Origin of the sequence: Paenibacillus sp. PK1-4R, from assembly GCF_030369595.1 — a bacterium.
GTDB lineage: Bacteria > Bacillota > Bacilli > Paenibacillales > Paenibacillaceae > Paenibacillus.
This window is the reverse complement of record NZ_CP126535.1, coordinates 2,840,289-2,861,056: the sequence shown is the minus strand read 5'-3', so window position 1 is coordinate 2,861,056 and position 20,768 is coordinate 2,840,289. Positions and strand designations below refer to the sequence as shown.

The window sequence follows — 20,768 nt, the reverse complement described above, 5'->3', positions numbered from 1 at the left end:
TGCAAGGAGGAGAATTACATTCAAAAGTGGATGCAGATTTTTTATAAAAATACAGGGTTAAATCCTTATGTATGGCTCGTCTTTTTCATCCTGCCCTTCTATTACATTTCACAATATTCCAAATTATGGACGATGGTAACAGGTATTATTATCATTCTCGTTTTCTTCGTCTGTTATCTGCTCGCTTTCATCACCAAAGGCTGGCAGGTATACATGTGGATTGGATTGCTCATTGCCATATCCATTACGATGACGATCGCCTATGATTATGCCTACTTCTCATTGTTTCTTGCTTTTTTTATTGGGAATATTAAAAATAAAGCCGGTTTCTTCACCCTATACTCGGTGAATTTGGGAGCCAGCTTCCTAACCATTAATTATGGTTTTATCAATCAGAGTTCATTGCTCGTGAGTCAGTTCCCGTTTGTATTCATCAGCTTAATGGCCTCCATCCTGCTCCCAATCAGTACGTATAACAAAAACAAAACTGAACATTTGGAAGGCCAATTGGAGAATGCGAACAAGCGACTTGATGATCTCGTAAAAATGGAAGAACGCCAGCGTATCGCTCGTGACCTGCACGATACACTTGGACAGAAGCTCTCTCTCATCGGGTTGAAAACCGATCTGGCGAGACGGCTGCTCCGCAATAATCCCGATCAGGCCGAGATTGAATTGAACGACCTTAGACAAACGGCAAGCACAGCTCTGAAAGAGGTCCGGGAAATGGTCACCACCATGCGTGGTACACAATTGGTTGATGAACTGTTTCGAGCGGAGCAGATTCTGAAGGCCGCTTCGATTGATTTTGTGCTGGAAGGCAATCCGAAGTTACAGGATACATCACAATTGAATGAAAATGTGCTCGGTATGTGCTTGAAAGAAGCCGTCACCAATGTCGTCAAACACAGTCAGGCAACAACCTGTACCATCATCATTAAGGAAACCCTAGCGGATAATGTATTAACCGTTCAAGATAACGGTGTTGGAATAGAACGAACTCGCAAACAGGATCGGCGCGGAACAGGAATTTTGGGCATGAAGGAACGACTTGAATTTGTGAACGGTTGTCTGGATATTCGCTCTGCGACAGACATCCCGGGTACAGCGATCATTATTCATGTTCCAAAACTCGTCCGCAAACCGATAAAGGAGGCAGAATCATGATTAGAATTGTAATCGCGGAAGATCAGCGCATGATGCTCGGCGCCTTGTCCTCCCTCCTCAATCTGGAGGAAGATATGGAAGTCGTCGGACGTGCCAGCAACGGCCAGGAAGCCCTCTCCCTTGTCCAGGAGCTTGCACCAGACATCTGTCTGATGGATATAGAAATGCCCGTGAAAAGCGGCCTTGAAGCCGCAGAAGAACTCAAAGGAATGAGCTGTAAGGTCATTATCCTGACCACTTTTGCCCGGACCGGATATTTCGAACGTGCCCTAAAGGGCGGTGTCCGTGGTTACCTGCTCAAAGACAGTCCAATTGAAGAACTTGCCGAGTCGATCCGCCAAGTTATGAATGGCAGACGCATCTTCGCTCCCGACTTGGTAGATGAAGCTTATGTAGAAGAAAACCCCCTGACAGAACGGGAGAACGCCGTACTAGGCCTCATGGCAGATGGGAAAAACACCAAGGAAATCGCCGGGCATCTTTTCATCACAACGGGAACAGTGCGTAACTACATCTCCATTATTCTCAACAAGTTAAATGCCAGTAACCGCATTGAGGCCATCACTCGCTCCAAGGAAAAAGGGTGGTTCAAATGAAAGTACCGCTTTAACCCACTGAAACAAAAATAAACATGTGTCCCGGCTGCATAAGCTGCGATAACATACTCAAAATAAAAAGCTTGGCCCAGCAATTTCTTCCTGGGCCAAGCTTTTTTATGTGTATCGTCACAATCCAACACTCATCTCTTCTACATTGCAGAATATCCGTAAAACACTTAAGATTTCACAGATACAACCATGCCAAGAGCTTCTAATGGCACTTGATCGGTCTTAAGCTGATGAATTTGGTTACCATCCTGCCATGAGATCGTTACATGAACAGACTTTCCACCACTTGGATATTCAACCTTGATATACCCTTTATCTTTGGGTACAGGCAACGTATGTGACTCCAGGTACTCCACCATTTTCTTCGCTATGCCCGGATTATTCATTTCATCTTCGGAAACCGAACGAATTTCCAGCGTCCATCTACCTTCTTGCCAAGTCAGATATTGACTGCCTGCGGCACCTTCACTCATGCCTTTGATGCCATGTCCCAGATCCACAGCCATATCTGCTGGAATATCTTTCAGGTCCGTCTCAGGGAAAATTCCTGGCTGATTCGGGTCCTTATAGGTCTTCACTTCATAGGTAGCCAGTACAGGTATCTTACTTTCGGATGCAGTTAAAGACGGATCATTAATGGCAACAGACTGAGTGGTAGCGTAGAAGTTTACCTTAAATGCATCAGCAGTATTGGACAGTATTGCCGCACCCAAAGATGTACCCTTGTCCAATGTGAATGAAGTGGGTAACGCTGCATCTTTCATCTTCAACTGGTTGCGAACTTGCTTGATCACATCATTCACACCTGATTGACCCGTGGCAACTTGGTTGTCATTTGCCTTCGATCCTGATGTGTCTTCATTATCTGTTGTGCCCGTATTCTCTTTGGTTCCCGTTTCATTTTCATTAGAGAAATCAGCACCACCACTGCCGGTCTCGGTCTGCTCAACCACTGTTGTCGTTGGTGAAGAACTATTCTCTGATGATGCTGCATTTGAATCCGGTCCTCCACATCCTGCCAGAGCAAGTAAAACGGCTGTCGTTACTGGAATCGTGATCCATAATGGTTGTTTCTTCATGATGTGTGCCTCCTTCGTTGTAGCCAATCTGTAGAAAAATTAAAAAGATTAACGCTTGTCGTTCCAGAAGTTAACCGGCTGCACTTTTTTGCTTAATACTTCAAAACGATACCCTTCTGCCTTCAATGTTTTCAACACTTGCGGTAATACTTTCAGCGTTGCTTCCTGGTCGTGCATAAGCACAACTGGTGTTGTTCCGCTCTTTTGCACATTGTGGATTTGCTTCATTACACTGTTATAGACTTTCTGGTGATCTTTCTTGTATTTCCAGTCTTCCGAATCGACATTCCAATCCCATAGATGGAATCCACCCTGGCCCAGCAGTACATTACGGAATGCCGGTTTGAGATAAGGTTTACTACCATATGGCGTTCGCACGAGACTTGTTTTAACTCCGGCAACCTTGTTCAGACTTACATTGGCCTGCTGCATCTCTTTTAATCCGCTATATGCAGATTTATAGAATTTGCTTGGAACGTGAGACACACCATGCAGACCCAACCCATGCCCGTCAGCTACGATTCGTTTGGTAGCCTTCTGAAATTTCTCCATTTGAGGACCCAGCATGAAAAACGTTGCCTTCGCATTATACTGATCCAGAATATCCAGTAACTGACCCGTATGAGCGGTTGGCCCATCATCAAACGTCAGGTATATGATTTTGGAATTTACTTTGCTTGCACCATCCTTGGATGCAGCTGATTTGGCAGATACCGACTGCGGCAATAAGAGTGGAATGATTAGTAAAATAGCAAGTGTGACCATGATAGATTTACGAATATGTAGCATAATTGAAAGTCTCCCTTATGTGTTATATTTCCCCGGGTGTCCATGTTTTTCTACCTTCATCCCTTGGCGATTAATCCTAATACTATCAAAGATAGTGGCTCCTGTTCTCGCTCCAAAGGCTACGGTAGAGTTACACTTTTGTCAGATAAACCTAAAATTTAATACGAATTTGATAGATTTGCGCAAAATAAGATCCCGCCAGGATAGATCAATTGTGACATATCCTCTATTACCCACATTCAGAATTTTGATAGACTATTACTCCAATTCAAGCAAATCAATACAATCATTAAATATCGTTGCATGCAAAAAAACCTGCACAAGTGCAGGCTTCTATGTCTTCAATCAGCATATGGCATCAAACCATCATCCCTTGCAAGGAGATTGCCCCCATTGCATTCAGGATCATTACCTTATGCTGTATGTACATGGTGTTTTGACGCTGGAATCTTATCGACTCCTACGTAAAAGTTATTCAGCAGGAGCAGTGAACGAACGTTTGCCAAACTCGGCATCCAGCATGTAGAAGGCATTGCTGTCTTTTTCAATGCGGCGCAACTTCTGAATAATGTTGTCAAACAATGCTTCCTCTTCAACCTGCTCATCAATGAACCATTTCAGGAAATACATCGTTGCATGTTCACGTTCATTCAGAGCGATGTCAGCCAGATTGTAGAATTTTTTCGTGTTTTGCTGTTCATGAGCATAACCATGCTCAAATACATCCAGCATCGAAGCATATTCATTCTTCGGTTCTGGCAAAGCCGCAAGTGTGGCACGTTGACCACGATCATTCAGGAATTTGTATATTTTCATGCCATGGAATCGCTCTTCTTCCGCTTGCACGATAAAGAAGTTCGCAAATCCATCCAGACTTTTGCTGGAACAATAAGCTGCCATAGCCAGATATACATGAGCGGAATAAAACTCAAAGTTCATCTGTTCATTTAAAGATTCTGTTAACGTTTGGCTCATAATCAAAACACCTCTTTCTTTCTCTAGGGATGGTTATATTCTAACATAACGTAAGCAGGACTAACACCGATTTTCTACAAAATTCGCCAATGACTGAACGAACAAAAAAGCTCTGCCATGATGGCAGAGCTTCTTTCATTCTTTAGAGATATGCAATTATACCAAGAACGCTTTGGAGATGATAACCAACAGGATGAACAGAACCAGAATGGCACCTACAGAAGTGAAACCTCCGTATCCGTAGCCTCTTGTTTCTCCACCTAATACTTCGCTCATTGACCGTACCTCCTCTGCAACAGGTATGGGTTATCTTATGCAGGAAGAACGACTTTGACAGGGCGGATGCCCTAATTATTCAGATTGCTATTTTTTTCGTTCAGTACCGGGGAGATTGCACACGCATGATATCCAGAAAAGGTACCTTCGCTGTGAACTCTTCTTCGGTATACTCTACATGCACTAGTCGTGTACGGGAGTCCATTTTGACGATGACTCCTTGTACCTGATCTTCCTTGCCCCATACCGTCAACAGTACTTCCGAACGTTCCCGAAAGGCTTCAACCAGCTGGTTTCCCAACTCTTCAAGTTCAAACTCATCCCGTGTAGGTCTTTTTGCTACTTTTGCTTTTGCCAATGTGGCTGCCTCCTCTACTCCGACGTCCCGATTCCACGGGTTGATTGCCGAGTTCATATTCAATTAGTATACCATTCATTTACGTTCGTGTAATCTCATGGCATCCAGAATGAGCAAATTCCTCAGGCAAGTTACCGTTAACCGTGATACCTCCTATTCTTCTCCATACTCCACAATGATGCTGTACTCATTCGATCGGGTTTCGCCAGCGCGTTTTTGTCCATTCCATTCATACGTGTACCTAGCAATCAAGGCTCCTTGCAGCGTCCCCGTCTTCTCAGAAGCTAACTTCGCTACATAGGAGATGTTCTTTTCCGTTCCAGGCTCAATCACACCCACATGCAGAACCCGTGGTGTGGAATACTCTGGTAAGCTCAATTGGATCTCACCCGTAGCTTGCCCAAGCCATCTGGCACCCTCAGGTAAAATGCTCCCAAGTTGTACACGTGCCGGCAAATTGCCCGTATTCTCCACACGTACCTGAAAAGTGACGGTACCTCCCTGCTCGACCAATGTGGGTGTCACTTGAACATAAGCCTGAATTATCGGCGCTTTTAATTCGACCACAGCTTCATTGGATGTAATCATCCGCTGCACTGATCGTGAATCCGGCAATCGAAATGTATACATCAGGCTAGCATGATTCACATACCTGTAATCATCAGGCATCGAATCATCTCGATCTGGAAGTTTCGCTTCAAACTGAATATTCAGAACCGACCGGGCTGTCAACGTCCCCAGATTAAGCCCTCTAGCTAGATTGGTTCCGGGACGTTTAACCCCATTCCAGCCCAAACTGCCTTCGACAAACGTCAAACCTGTTGGCAGTACATCCAAGAGAATTCCATCCACCGCATAACTGCTTGCATTGGAGACGGTAATATTATATTGGACGGCATCACCCAATGTGGCCGTTACCGGGAGCACACTTTTCAGCACAGAGACCTGGGGCTGTATAACTTCCAGGGTAACCTGATTGGAGTAGACCGTCTCCTGCTGTCCTGCCGAGATATACGCCAGTACAGCTACACTTGATATTCCGTTCGCATCGCTTCCCCCCATAACCTGAACCCGATATTGTATCCTCATTGAGCTTCCGGGCAAAATCTCTCCAAGTTGTATGCCCGTATCAGGCGTTACTTGTGGCGCAAACATTTCATCTACGATGACACTCGCAGGTATAAAAACAATACCTTGTGGCAAAGAAATCGTTACTTGGGCATTCGTGGCTGTAATAAAACCCGGATTGCTCACGATGACGGTGTACATGACAATATCCCCTGAGAAGGTATAGATGTGATCCGCCTGAAAGGAGATCTCCAGCCGGGATGAGACCATATTGACCTCCACGATATTGGATTGTTCCACACCCGTAACCGTTCTGCCTTCCGGTGTCAAAAACTCATAGTTAACCTGTGCCTGATTCAGCAGCTTCAGTGTCTCAGGTAAACGCAAGATTACAACTTGGAAGTGGTACCGCAACATGGCTCCGGGCGCGATTTCAGCTGGAGGCAATCCTCTCTCCGGTGATGCTCCCGGTAACGGAATACCATCACGCAATACACTGTTGGGAAGCAGTGCCGTCTCTGCAGATAGCTGATCCAATAGGTGCACTAGGGCCGTAAGATTTCCGGTGTTAACAATTTCAACACGGTAGATAAGAGACTGCCCCAAGGCAGCCTCTGTGACATTGCACACTTTTCTGACTTCAAGCCTGGGGCCGATCCACGGTGTTACAACCGTATTCGAATAGGATACCTGTTCCAGTTCAGTCGCACCCGAGCTGAATCGAACCAGGGACTGATTCTTTAGCCAGTGGGACAACGGACCGGAAGATTGGCTCATATCACCACAACCTCTACTCTGAATGTAACCGTAACGGAAGCACCCGCAGCAATCGAACCAAGCGTGATGCCTGTATTCGGATTCCCTGTTGGTCTTGGCACACCATCCACCGTAACACTTCCTGGCACAAATACTGTACCGACAGGTACCGGGTCAACCATGACCACATTATTCACCACTTCAATGCCGCTATTGGTTACTACAACCGTATAGGTGATTACATCACCAACAACAGCATCAATGGCACTTGTGCTTTTGGCAACAACAACATTTGGTGCGGATACCGGGATAACCAGAACATTCGAAGATACGGTCCCCGTCAACAGACGGCCATCGGGTGGACTAAATGTATAGTTGGCCACCGCCTGGTTAACCAGTTGCTGATCCTGCGGCAACGTATCTACAGTCACTTCGAGGGTAACCGTTACAATAACCGTACCTCCGGACGGTATGGCACCCACAGCGATACCCGTCTCCGGATTGGCACCTGGCTGTGGAACACCATCAATCAGAACACTGTTGGGAAGCAGTACGGCTCCATTCGGTATATTGTCCGTTAATGTCAAAATTGCATCAAGATTCCCGCTATTGTTAATGGCAAAAGAATAGGTGATGGTGTCACCAATCGTTGCATTGGAAGTGCTCCCCGTTTTGGTTACGGCAATAATCGGCTGATAGATTGGTGTTACAACCGTATTGGAATACGCTGCTCCCGAGAAGACACCCGATGTGAAACTTACGGAAGACTGACTGCTCACTTGTGGTGGTGTTGGAAGCGTATTGACCCGCACTGCATACGATACCGCTATCGATGCTCCAGGCGCCAAACTACCAAGAGCTATGCCCAGCGCAGGGTTGGCCAAGGCACGTGGGACGCCGTCCACCAGAACACTGCCTGTAACAAATGTGGTGGCTGGGTTAATCGGATCGGTGATCACAATGTTGTTTACCGGGTCAATTCCTTCATTGGTCACAACCATCTCGTATACAATCGTATCGCCCACCACAGCATCAATCACCGGAGTAGTCTTCACAACGCTGACATTCGGAGCAGATACCTGAATGTTGAGTGCGTTGGACGTAATCGTGCCTCCAAGTGTTCTTCCATCAGGCAATGTATACGAAAATGTAGCAGAAGCCTGATTGGTGATGGACTGGCTCAAAGGTAACGTCACAATCACAACGGAGAAGGTAACTAGAGTTGTTGTGGAAACGACACCAAGCGGAATACCCGAAGCCGGATCTGCACCTGGTGCAGAAGCCCCGTTAATAATAACGCTATTTGGAACAAGCTCTGTTCCTGCTGGAATGGTATCGGTCAACGTGACGGATGCCCCATAGTTCCCGGCATTGGAGATGGCGATGCTGTACACAACTGTATCCCCTACCGTTGCTATCGTCTGATCTCCCGTTTTGACTGCCGACAGAATAGGTTGATAGACCGGAGTTGTAACCGTATTGGAGAATGTGGTCGCTGAGAAAACACCTGATGTAAAGCTGACCGTGGACTGATTGTTTAACACTGCACTTGCCGGGAGCGCCGTAACCTGCACACTAAATACAACGGTTACCGTAACACCAGGTGCGATGGAACCAAGTGTTATTCCCGTAGAAGGATTGGCACCAGGGCGCAGAACACCATCGACAAATACGCCGGTTGGCGCAAGAACGGTACTTGTCGGCACTGCATCCGTGAAAACCACATTGTTCACCGTTGCAATTCCGTTATTGGTTACAGCGATGCTATACGTTACGACATCACCAACAGATACCGCCGTTGAAGTTGTGGATTTGACGACATCGACATCCGGTGCCGATACGGTAATGGTCAGCACATTGGATAGAACGGACTCCGTGATGTTCCGCCCATCCGGCAATGTATATGATAGAGCTACCGTAGCCTGATTCACCAGTTGTTGCGGACTTGGCAGCGTATCAACAACTACTGAAAAGGTAATGGTGGTCGTAGCTCCAGAAGCCACATTGCCTGCGGGGATGCCCGTTGCTGGATTTCCTGCTGGCAGTGGTTGACCGTTCACAATAACGCTATTTGGAACAAGGATGGTTCCGGCTGGAAGGTTATCTGTCAGGTTAATCTGGGATCCATAGTTTCCCTGATTGCTCACGGTTATCGTGTAGCTGACCGTATCCCCAACGGTAGCGTTTTGTGTACTGGCTGTTTTTTGTGCTGAAAGAATAGGCTGGTACACCGGAGTGACCACGGTATTAGAGAAGGTTGTGCTTGAGAATGTACCTGAGGTAAAACTGACCGTAGAGCGATTGCTCAACTGATTGCTTGGCGGGATCACGTCGACACGGATACTGAACGTGACCGTTGCGGACGTTCCGGGCCCCAATGTCCCAAGGGATACCCCACCTGCTGGATTGGCTCCAGGTTGCGCAACCCCATTCACTGTGACACTCCCTGTTACAAAGGAGGCTCCAGCTGGAATCGGGTCCGAAAACTGAATATTGTTCACCGGTGCAATTCCGCTGTTGGTCACCAGAATGGAATAGGTCACCGTATCGCCTACCGTAGCCGCAGTGGAAGCTGTGCTTTTGACAACAGCGACGTTTGGTGACGAGACTGGAAACGTGAGCGTATTCGAAGTGGCTGAGCCAGTCAATGTTCGCCCATCTGGAGGTGTAAATGTAAAGGATGATGTAGCAAAATTGCTAAGCTGCTGCGGAGATGGAAGTGAATCCACAACAACGGCAAACGTGACAACAGCCGTCGCCCCCGCTGCTACAATGCCTACCGGAATGCCTGCTGCTGGCGTCGCTCCAGGCTGTGGCACACCGGATACAACCACACTGTTGGGTACTAAAGTAGTCGCAGCAGGAATGGTATCTGTCACGGTAACATTTGCCTCCAGATTGCCTGTGTTGCTGACCGTTACCGTGTATACAACCGTATCACCTACGGTCGCATTTATGGTATTTGCCGTTTTGACAAGTGAAATCTGCGGTTGTATGACCGGAGTCTGAGTGGTATTGGACGATGATGACCCTGAAAATGAACCGGATGTGAAGCTGACCGTCGACTGATTGTTAATCTGCGAAGGAATCGGCATGGTAATCGTCACCTCAAAAGTTACGGTAACCTCGGCTCCTGGAGCCAACGTACCGATTGGAATGCCGGCTGTCGGATTGGAGAGCGGGAACGAAGTCCCGTTCACAATGACACTTCCGGGTACAAATGGGGTATTTGAAGGAAGAGGATTGACATATACCACATTATTAACGGCTACTGTGCCGTTATTACGAATAACAGATGTGTATCGAATGACATCCCCGACTACGCCGTACTCTACATTGTCACTGTTAACAATCGTAACATTGGGTAGAGACACTGGAATAGTGATGGTGTTTGATGACGAGAGACCGGCAATCGTTCTACCACTTGGAAGCGTGTAGGCAAACGAAGCAACCGCCTGATTAATTAACTGTCTTGCATCTGGCAAACTGGTAACCGTCGCAACAAAGGTGACCGTTGCACCTGAGCCCGCAGCAATCTCTCCTAGACTGATTCCTATTTCCGGGCTGAGCCCAGGTGTAGGTACGCCATTAATAATGACACTATTTGTGCTGAATACTGCTCCTGCTGGAATGGGATCTGTCAAGGTAACCGATGCAGCTATATTACCTGTATTGTTTATCTGGATGGTGTAATTAAACGTATCGCCTACCGTCAAACTTGTTGTACTTGCTGATTTCACCACTTGAATCACTGGCAGAAATATGGGGGTATTTACTGATACGGAAGAAGAAACACCATTAAAACTGCCTGATGTAAATGCTGCATTGGCCCGGTTACTAACCAAACCTGTGGATGGAACAGAATTCACTCTGGTCTGATAGGTCACAGTTACACTACTTGAGCTATTCAATGTACCCACTGCGATTCCCGCAACGGGGCTTGCGCTGGTAACAGCAGATCCATTAATCGTGACACTACCCGGGACAAATTCAGAGCCGGATGGTGCATCCGAAATCACCAGATTTTGTACTGCACTAATTCCTGCGTTTGTTGCAACAACGGTATACGTAAGTACATCTCCTACTGTCGCATCCGGTGTATTTACTGTTTTACTAATAGAAATATTCGGAGCCGATGCAGATATACGAACGATATTGGATAAGCTGCTGCCTGAGAGATTCCGTCCACTTGGAAGCTGGTACGTATAACTTGCAGTCCCTTGATTCTCCAGTGTCGGGGGAGTCGGAAGTGTGGTGAGTGTAGCGCGAAACACCACCGTAGCCGTAACTCCCGGCAGGAGGCTGCCCAGTGTTATTCCGGTTAATGGGCTGGTTCCAGGACGTGCAGTACCATTCACGGTTACCGAATTCGGGACAAACGTCAGCCCCGCTGGAATCGTATCGGTCACATTCACTTGAGTCGCTATGTTCCCATTGTTCGTGACCACAAGTGTGTATGCAATCTGATCCCCCAGTGTCGCATTGGTTTGGCTTGCCGACTTGTTGATCCCGACAACAGCTTGGTATACAGGGGTTGTAATGGAATTGGAGTTGGAAATACCCGTGAACGCACCTGAGCTATACGATACTACCGCTCGGTTGACTAATGAACCCGAAGCAGGCTGGGACTGCACATTCACCTGAAACGTCACCGTTGCAGAACTTCCGGCCGCCAATGTCCCAATAGAGATTCCACTGCTCGGATTCGCAGACGGTACGACAGTTCCCCTTACGGTTGCACTACCGGAAACAAATGTTGTTCCAGCAGGGAGCGCATCTGTAAGTACCACATTGTTAATCACCTGAATACCGCTGTTGGTAGTAACTATGGTGTACGTGAAAGTCTCCCCGACAGCAACATCGGTAACGGATGCTGATTTTACCGTGTTCACATTGGGCAATGTTACCGGGATTGTTAAGGTATTCGAGGCGATGTTTCCCGTGATCGTCCGACCATCAGGTGAATTGAAGGAATAAGAAGCCGTAGCCTGATCCACAAGAGTCGGAGGTGTCGGCAAGCTTGTTACAAGTACCTGAAAGGTCACGGTATTGGCACTTCCTGCCGCGAGGCTCCCCAGATTAACGCCGGTAACCGGATTGGCGCCAGCAATCACATTTCCATTCAGACGAAAGCTTCCTGCTACATATGAGCTACCACTTGGAATGTTATCCCTCAAAGTAACGTTGGCAGCAACATTCCCTCCGTTGTTCACTTGGAGTGTATAGGTTACAAGGTCACCCACCGTGGCATTGGTAGTACTCGCCGATTTCACAATGGACAGGTTTGGCGAATAAACGGGAAGGGTGGAGTTATTGGACGGAATAACTCCGGTAATGACCGGTTCCCCTGCTACACTTTGAAATGTAAAGGCTGCATTGGCCGAATTCACTAGTTGCAGGATGCTTGCATCCTGACCGATGAGTGCTCGATAGGTTACAACGACACTGCTGGATAAAGTTAACGAACCCAGAGGAATGCCTGCCGTCACATCAAGTGTTGGACGAGGTACACCTGCAACCGTGACACTGCCTGGAATAAAGGTAAGCCCTGCAGGAAGTGAATCGGATAAAACAACACTGGCCGCACTCGCAGTGCCTGCATTGGTAACGGTAACCGAATATAGAATACTATCCCCGGCAACTGCACCGGCGGCGACCGTTGCCTTAGCCAATGTGATCTTGGGTGCATTAATATCAACTTGAATTGCATTGGCGTTGACAATGTAGGCATCCCCCGAGGTCGTTAATGTCAACACCGCAGATGACTGGTTATTGATCAGTCTTGCTGAAACATCCACATTGGTAATATCCCAGCCTTGACGTCCACCGATAATATTGGTACCTGGAGCTCCGTTGATCTGATTTCGTGTCCCAAACGTTCCGGTTGTATTAAGCGCTCCGGTATCTCCGTTAATCTGAGAAGCAAAAAAGTTCGCAGCTAGATTATTGGGCCCGGACAAAGCAACCGATGTAGCTGAGGTTGGCCCGAATAATGCCTGGTCACCGGTCCGGTTCGCGTCGCCCTCCTGCGCACTGAACAGTATTCTTCCTCCCAATACACCGGAAAGGGGCGTTGCAAATCCAGTCAGTGTGGTAACGACAGGGGGTGAAGTAGATTGAACGAGTACGCCCCCTGCACGCAAAGACATGTTGCGAAAAGGCAGATTGGGATTCTGATAAATGACCCCAAGTGTCCATCCCGCATGATTGGCCGTGGAATCATTTGTAATAACAATAGTTCCTACCACTGCTCCGGTGATATATGTACCTGCTCCCCCATTTTGTACAAGTGTCGTCACATTGGCGGAACGTACATAGCCAGCAGCACCGCCCCCAAGATCGAATTGATTGTAGGTAAGTGGATCTGGGGTGACACTGGAAGTCCCTGCGGGTGTAATAAACGTAACCGGATTGTTGATGGCAGCACTCAGATTGACTGTACCATTGATGTAACTGCCCCCCCAGATCAATTCTGCATACAGAACGGTACTTCCAGCAGGTAGTGTAAGAATGGCTGCTGAACTGTTGCTCTGATACAGGCTTGTAGTTCCCAGTGGATAGGTGCCGTACTGGAGGCTGGTGTTGGTTGTGATAAAACCTCCAATACTGTCCTGTGTTCCAGGTATCCCCGCTGTTTCCGAACGACTCAGTCCAAGCGTATTTCCTGTAAATGTAATTGCTCCCGTAGCATTAACGGTTGAACGAACGACAAGAGGAATGAAGATCACCTCCCCTTCATCAATGATTTCCTACATATGGAACGGAGCCATGTATATAGTCTATGAGTGTATCGTTGAGTTTTGTTTGTCCTCCACAAAAAGTTTGTGACAACTCGAAACTTCTGTGAGTCTTGTTCTCATATAACAGTTAAATACATTTGCGTTTTGTTCATTGTCATTTATAATCATCATATACGAGAGTAATTCTGTCGTACCATTATGATGCAGTCAGCGGTGATATATGAAAGGTTTCCATACGCAAAATAGTCACATTCCAACAGAATACGAGTTCAAACATTCCAAATGGATTCAAAAAATGCTCCATGCCTACTGGATAGTCATCATTGCACATTTCGCCATTCAGATTGGCTGTTTCCTGTTTCTGGATTATGATCGCACACCTACAGATTTCTTGATGAATGTCCTGTTCTGGCCTACGGCCGTCAGCAGTTCATGCATTTTGTTCGCAAGTTGGGTTGATCGGCGCTTCAGTTCATATTCCTTTTACACCATGTCTATAGCCAGCACGGTTATCGCCTGGACGATTATTCATGTCAATTATGACATTCGGATTATATTAGCGATCTGCCTGTTGCCCATCTTTGCTTCGGTGCTGTTCTTCAGTAAAAAGAGAGTCTGGATTGTCTTTCTGATGCAGATGGCTGGTTACCTTCTGGTTTTGTTCGATCCGGCCTACCGGTTGTACCTGTCTTCATTTGACATGGTATCCATTCCTGCTTTTCTAATCTTAGGTACATATGTAGCACAGGTTATCGTAACTAGCGGCGTTGAGGTGCTCGATGATCTTCAAGCCAGCATGCTTGCCAAGCAGGACCTTATTGTGCGGAATGCCATTATGTCCAAACAGTCCAAAACAGACGGTTTAACCAACCTTTATAATCAAAGCTCCTTCAAGGATTATTATGAAAAAGCATTTGAGTATGCCAACAGTGGCATGAGTCTGCATCTGGCCCTGATCGATATTGATGACTTCAAATCCATTAATGATACGTATGGTCATCGGGTTGGAGACATCATTCTGGAGAAAGTGTCCCTGATCATTCAGGAAACCATTACCTCAAGTGATATTGCAGCACGGTACGGGGGCGAAGAGTTCGCCTTATTGATGTTTGAGCAATCTTTCAAGCAGGCCTATGCCTTGGTGGAACAGATTCGTCAGAAGATTGCCCTGATGGGCCATCTGGAACTTGAAGGAGCTTCCATCACGGTGAGTATCGGTCTCAAAAGCTACAGTCCTAATCTAACCAAAGACAAATTGTTCGAGGAAGTGGATGCCTGTCTGTATGCCGCCAAACGAACAGGTAAAAATAAAACCGTAACATCACTTGATCTGACTTCGTCCTTGGCAGAGAAAATATAAATAAAAAAGTTGTGCTGTACACCGGAATTCCGGTGTACAACACAACTTTTTTTTGGGTCTGAATACGATCAGCAGGCCGATCTTCTTCATATGTCTATGTTTTCATTCCGCCCATTCCCAGCGATGACGATTTTGCTCCAGCCTGGGATGAAGATCACCTGATGGCCCGTCAATGATGAGACGAAGCTCTTTGATCCAATCCTTGAAGGAATCAAATGAAGCAAACATATTCGCCATCTCTATCGTCAAATAAAGAAAATGAGGGGCTGGATATTCCGCAGTGATATGGCGCAGCGCGCTATCCACAGGTGTATATTTCTTTCTCTTGCCCTCAAGCCCCTCCACACGTATACGTGAAGTCGGATGTTCTCGCCGCCAATCATGAAGGCGATCTTCTCTTTTGTAATATGCCTGTATCGTATCCTTGCTCATTCGCTTAAACGTGCTCTCGTGTAAAGGATACAGCACAAGCTGTATGAATGAACGGGTATCTACCGTTGCAGCGGCTCGCTCGAGTTGCTCATCGGTCACATGTTCAAACGAGTCATAAAAAGTCAGTGTGCCCTTGCGGCTGGCCGCAGGAGGCTCATAACCATAAGGTACAGTTGTATATTTTCCAGACATTTCACCCCTCCTTGTTTATACGCGCATTCGCACAAAGGTGATTGGGATAACCCAGCTAATGTTATTATACGCTAACGATCCTGCTTCAACTCGGAATAAAATGTCATTCTGTTCTTCCCTGCACGTTTGGACTCATACAAAGCTTCGTCCGCCATCCGGATTATCTCACTTGGGTTGTCGCTGTTGGTTGGATATTCAGCTCCTCCAATGCTACATCCAATTCGAATGCGCTCGTATTCGATAATAAACGGCTTGTTCAGACTTTGAATGATGGCTTCTGCATAAGCCATGGCTTCTTCCCTCGGATGATTTCCAACAGATTGAAGTACAATCAGGAATTCATCCCCGCCCAATCGGACTGTTATACCCTTCACCTGACCAAGAGCAGACAATCGCTGGGCCACTTTCTGTAGCAGCACATCTCCAGTCTGATGCCCAAGTGTATCGTTGACCCGTTTGAATCCATCGAGATCCAGATAGAGAAAAGTCAGCGTGTGATTTTCACTTTCGGTCTCCAGAGACTCCTCCAGATACACTTCAAGAGCAGTGCGATTCGGCAGTCTAGTCAACTGATCAAAATGCGCCAGATTCTGCATCACGACCAGCTCTGAGTTTTTATTCATAAGAGAGGTCAGCATATCCCGAAGCGAACGGGACAACACTTCAATCTCCTTAATCCCCTTAATCGCAGGAATCTCAAGCTCTTCCCCTGCACGCAGTCGATTGGCTACTCTGGTAAGACGCACAAGTGGGGCAGAGATCAGACGTGAGACAAACCAGCCAATCAATGCAAATAGCACGGTAACGGCAAGTCCCGCCCACACATTAAACCACATCAGGTCAAACACAGAAGCAAAAGCAGTCGACTTGACTTGACGAATGACTACAGTCCAGCCTAATCCGGGATAATCCAGATGACCCTGGCTGTAGGCAAACCCTGTCACATATTCATTACCGTCAGGCCACTTTTCTATGGACCAACTGCTTTTGTTGCGCTGGGCCTCTTTAATGCCGGGCAATACCAACGGTTTACCGATCCATTCCTTCGGCCCGAGCAGTACTGTATGTTCCTTTTTGCTCACGATAAAGAACTCAATGTCTTTTTCTTCCCTTTTCAATGGGGCGAGCACGGATTCCTCGACTTCCTTCGCCCATTCCCAGCTTAAATGTGCAGCGAGCACACCTTGAATCATTCCTTTGCTATCCTTCAGCGGAAAACTGATATCGACAAATTGCAACGGCTCTCCCGTTGGATTCGGAAGCAGCTTGGCAAGAAGTACTGCATTATGCACATCTCCAATGAATTTACCCTTGATTCCCTCCTGATACACAGGTCGCTCTGATAAATTTTCCCCAAGCAAGATACCATCCGTAGCAGCTAACACTTTTCCTTTGGGGTCCATGAATCCAACCCATGAGAATGAGGGAAAGCTATCTTGTAACTGATCCAGCAGCATCTGAATCTCATCAGGTTGGAATTCATCTTCCAACGAAGCCATTTGGCCCAGCAGGTCCAGTTCACCCGCGCGAGCGGACATGAATCGATCCAGCTTGTCCGATGCCTGTGAGGCCGTTCCTGTAAGCGAGTGACCAATCTCAGTCTCTACAGCAACAAATGACTTTTGGCTAAAAATAGACCCAATCGTCAGGGTAACCAGCAAGGATAACACAGCAAAGATGACTGTAAGCACAGTTCTAATTTTGAATGACATTACTTCCTCCATTACACGGTGAAACCATCTTGCTTTTCAACATAACTATGCTGCAAAGAGTACACGGAATGTCACCTAATCGTTTTCATATTTATCGGAACTTGTGTGTTTTTTTATTATACATGCCCATACAATATTATACTGAAATCTTCACCGTGTTTCTTCCATTCAAAGAATAGACACGATTCTGTATATACATACTTGGGTTATGAATATAGAGAGCAAGCATATCCTTCAAAGGATCATGCGCCTGTATGTCACAGAGAGAGTAATCGAAATACTAAACATTGGGGGTGTAATGTTGAGCCTGCTTCATGTTGCTGTTATTCTGCCTTTTGCCGCTGGCATTCTTCTTGCCATGCTGCATCGTTTCTTCCGTAAATTACATTTGGGATGGCCGGTTCTCCTTGTCCCGGCACTATTATTTGTATACTTTGCGAGTCTAATACCCGCTGTGTCACAGCGCAATACCGTATCCGGAAATATCCCATGGATTCCTTCACTGGACATTGGATTTAACCTGTATCTGGACGGTTTGAGCCTCATGTTGACACTGCTAATCACCGGAATCGGTGTCCTCGTTGTTCTCTACTCCATCTTCTACATGGATATGAAAGAAGCGCTGAACCGTTTCTACCTGTATCTGTTGATGTTCATGGGAGCCATGTTGGGCGTGGTGCTGTCTGATAATATGATCGTGCTCTACGGATTCTGGGAATTGACCAGTATTACGTCATTCCTGTTGATTGCATTCCATTACAAACGTAAAGCCTCGACTTCAGGAGCACAAAAATCATTCCTGATTACGGTATTTGGCGGTTTCGCCATGCTTACCGGATTCATGATGATGTATCTCATTACCGGAACATTCAGTATTCGTGCAACCATTACAGGATTGGGTCAGTTTCAGGAAAGCGCACTATTTCTACCCGCACTTATCTTGATCCTGATTGGAGCTTTCACCAAATCAGCTCAGTTCCCATTCCATATCTGGTTGCCGGATGCCATGGAAGCCCCAACACCTGTCAGTGCCTATCTTCACTCAGCCACCATGGTTAAGGCTGGACTGTACGTTGTAGCCCGGTTTACACCGATCTTCGGTGGACAGGGACTCTGGTTCTGGCTCGTTACTGGCGTTGGTCTTCTGACTTTGTGTTATGGATCATTCCTGGCGGTGAAAAAAAACGATCTCAAAGCGATTCTTGCCTATTCGACCATCTCTCAACTTGGTCTGATCATGTCCCTCTTAGGGGTTGGATCTGCTGCTCTCTACTTCGGATATGGCGAATCCTCTGCGATGTACACTGTGGCAATAACCGCTGCGCTGCTTCACCTGTTTAATCATGCGACCTTCAAGGCCGCTCTGTTCATGGTCGTAGGAATTGTTGATCATGAAACGGGTACGCGTGACATTCGGAAGCTCGGTGGACTTGCTTCATTCATGCCAATTACATTCACCGTGGCATTGATCGGTTCACTTGCCATGGCGGGTATTCCGCCGTTCAACGGATTCCTGAGCAAGGAGTTATTTTTCCAGGCGATGGTGGAAGTCACGAATCTGCGAATCTTTGGACTTGGGTCCTGGAGTGTTCTATTGCCGGTATTCGCTTGGCTTGCAAGTGTGTTTACCCTGATCTATGCGCTTATTATTGTGTTCAAAACATTCCTCGGTCGTAGCCAAAGCGAAATCCCTGCCGAGAAGCTGCACGAAGCGCCCGCTGGCATGCTCATTCCGCCTGTTGTTCTAGGTGTTCTTGTCATTGTATTCGGACTCTTCCCGAATCTGCTGGCCGGATCACTGATTGAACCGGCAATGGCCGCTGTGCTTCCATCCCTCTTGAATGGGAATGAGCGCTTCGATGTACATTTCTCCCTGTGGCATGGATGGACTCCGGAACTGATTATGACGATCGGAGTCGTGATTCTCGGAATCACTCTCTACAAGCTGTTGCCACGATGGAGGAATATTTATGAGCATTATCCACAAGGATTAACAATTAACAATATGTACCACGTCGTGCTGGATAATCTTCAGCATTATGCACGTAAATGGACGGAAGCCTATATGAATGGCTCGGTTCGTAATTATCTCGTTTACATTTTCTCATTCACGGTCGCGTTGCTGGTCTATGCCTTCTTCCGTTCAGGAGAAAATATCACCTGGAATCTGCAGGGCAATGCACCTTACTCATTCTACGAGGTCGTACTGCTAGTCACGCTCATCGGTGCTGCAGTTTCGATTCCTTTTGCCAAGAACAGACTGTCAGCAGTCATTATGACCGGAGCAGTTGGTTACCTTGTAACTCTGCTGTTTGTACTCTTCCGGGCGCCGGATCTGGCGTTGACACAGATGATTGTTGAGACGGTATCCGTTGCACTGTTCCTGCTCTGCTTCTACCATCTGCCTGAGCTTCAACGTGGCAAATCAAGCCGCAGTTATCTCACGGTGAATATGATCGTAGCGATTGCAGTCGGAATTGTGATGACTTTTGTTGCATTGGCCGCAAGCGGAACAGCCTCACTGGACAGCATTTCTACCTTTTTCCTTCAGGAAGCGTATGACTCGGCTGGTGGTAAAAATGTCGTGAACGTGTTGTTGGTAGATTTCCGTGGCTTCGATACGTTATTGGAGATTATGGTGCTTGGCGTTGCTTCGTTATCCATCTACTCCATGATTAATCTGAACCTTGAAGCAAAAGATCTCGGAGCCCGCTTGAAGTTCCGTAAGAAGGACGAGAGTCATGATTCCGAACCTGCTCTGGATGATGAAGCGGACAATACGAAAAAGTATGGTAACCGGGAACGCAGCTCATCCTCGTGGGATACCGTCCCCTTGCAAAGTAATGATGTATTGCTGCAAACGACTACCAAGGTCGTTGTGTTCATCATACTGACGTTTGCCATGCACCTCTTCTTTGCCGGTCACCACAATCCGGGCGGAGGTTTCATCGGCGGCTTGGTAACAGCGGCAGCGCTCGTATTGATTGCCCTGGCATTCAGTACAGATACGATACGCAAAGCGTTACCGGTTGACTTCCGTATTCTAACAGGAATCGGATTAGGTATAGCCTTACTTACGGGTGCGGGTTCATTTATATTCGGAGTCCCGTTCCTCAGCCAAACCTTCGGTTATTTCGAACTTCCTTTGCTGGGAGAGACAGAACTCGCCACAGCCATGCTGTTTGATCTTGGCGTGTATCTCGCTGTCCTGGGTGTCACCATGACCATCATTCTACAGATCGGGGAGGATCGCTGA

At 47.0% G+C, this 20,768-nt stretch carries 13 protein-coding genes; 4 read left to right on the top strand and 9 right to left on the bottom strand.

Annotated features, from left to right (window positions below):
- Positions 1–18 precede the first annotated feature (18 nt).
- Positions 19–1,167 carry a sensor histidine kinase gene (locus QNO02_RS12670; protein ID WP_133384507.1) on the top strand — a complete coding sequence of 383 codons (1,149 nt, stop codon included), beginning with the start codon at positions 19–21 and terminating at the stop codon, positions 1,165–1,167.
- A complete protein-coding gene (locus tag QNO02_RS12665) occupies positions 1,164–1,763 on the top strand; it encodes a response regulator transcription factor (RefSeq protein ID WP_289392230.1) in 600 nt (199 codons plus the stop codon). Before QNO02_RS12670 ends, QNO02_RS12665 begins: the two co-directional genes overlap by 4 nt.
- A 179-nt stretch (positions 1,764–1,942) precedes the next feature.
- Here QNO02_RS12665 and QNO02_RS12660 read toward each other — a convergent pair whose 3' ends face one another.
- From QNO02_RS12660 to QNO02_RS12630, 7 genes are all read right to left on the bottom strand, one after another.
- A complete protein-coding gene (locus QNO02_RS12660; protein ID WP_289392229.1) occupies positions 1,943–2,854 on the bottom strand; it encodes a hypothetical protein in 912 nt (303 codons plus the stop codon).
- A 48-nt stretch (positions 2,855–2,902) separates the two neighbouring features.
- On the bottom strand, positions 2,903–3,643 hold the full coding sequence (locus QNO02_RS12655; RefSeq protein WP_249910925.1) for a polysaccharide deacetylase family protein: 741 nt from the start codon (positions 3,641–3,643) through the stop codon (positions 2,903–2,905).
- Positions 3,644–4,114: 471 nt separating this feature from the next.
- Entirely contained in the window at positions 4,115–4,618 is a 504-nt protein-coding gene (locus tag QNO02_RS12650; RefSeq protein ID WP_076217026.1) for a ferritin, read from the bottom strand.
- Between the two features lie 156 nt (positions 4,619–4,774).
- The gene (locus QNO02_RS12645; protein WP_017688846.1) at positions 4,775–4,894 is read right to left on the bottom strand and encodes a hypothetical protein; all 120 of its coding nucleotides are present in this window, start codon (positions 4,892–4,894) and stop codon (positions 4,775–4,777) included.
- A 100-nt stretch (positions 4,895–4,994) separates the two neighbouring features.
- Positions 4,995–5,252, bottom strand: a complete 258-nt coding sequence (locus tag QNO02_RS12640) for a YolD-like family protein (protein WP_036608707.1) — start codon at positions 5,250–5,252, stop codon at positions 4,995–4,997.
- A 153-nt stretch (positions 5,253–5,405) separates the two neighbouring features.
- Complete coding sequence (locus QNO02_RS12635; RefSeq protein ID WP_133384503.1) at positions 5,406–7,097, bottom strand: DUF11 domain-containing protein; 1,692 nt, start codon at positions 7,095–7,097, stop codon at positions 5,406–5,408.
- Positions 7,094–13,795, bottom strand: a complete 6,702-nt coding sequence (locus QNO02_RS12630) for a CLIPPER-2 domain-containing protein (RefSeq protein WP_502921881.1) — start codon at positions 13,793–13,795, stop codon at positions 7,094–7,096. Before QNO02_RS12630 ends, QNO02_RS12635 begins: the two co-directional genes overlap by 4 nt.
- A 241-nt stretch (positions 13,796–14,036) precedes the next feature.
- Between QNO02_RS12630 and QNO02_RS12625 the strand changes: the two genes are divergently transcribed.
- Positions 14,037–15,176 (top strand): GGDEF domain-containing protein, encoded by a 1,140-nt coding sequence (locus QNO02_RS12625; protein WP_091031356.1) that lies wholly within the window; start codon positions 14,037–14,039, stop codon positions 15,174–15,176.
- Between the two features lie 102 nt (positions 15,177–15,278).
- On the opposite strand, the gene QNO02_RS12620 is transcribed toward QNO02_RS12625, so the two are convergent.
- Together QNO02_RS12620 and QNO02_RS12615 are read right to left on the bottom strand one after the other, a co-directional pair.
- Positions 15,279–15,800 carry a hypothetical protein gene (locus QNO02_RS12620; RefSeq protein ID WP_249910928.1) on the bottom strand — a complete coding sequence of 174 codons (522 nt, stop codon included), beginning with the start codon at positions 15,798–15,800 and terminating at the stop codon, positions 15,279–15,281.
- 71 nt (positions 15,801–15,871) lie between these two features.
- On the bottom strand, positions 15,872–17,512 hold the full coding sequence (locus QNO02_RS12615) for a sensor domain-containing diguanylate cyclase (protein WP_091031360.1): 1,641 nt from the start codon (positions 17,510–17,512) through the stop codon (positions 15,872–15,874).
- A gap of 301 nt (positions 17,513–17,813) precedes the next feature.
- On the opposite strand from QNO02_RS12615, the gene QNO02_RS12610 reads away from it, so the two are divergent.
- The gene (locus tag QNO02_RS12610) at positions 17,814–20,768 is read left to right on the top strand and encodes a Na+/H+ antiporter subunit A (RefSeq protein WP_091034942.1); all 2,955 of its coding nucleotides are present in this window, start codon (positions 17,814–17,816) and stop codon (positions 20,766–20,768) included.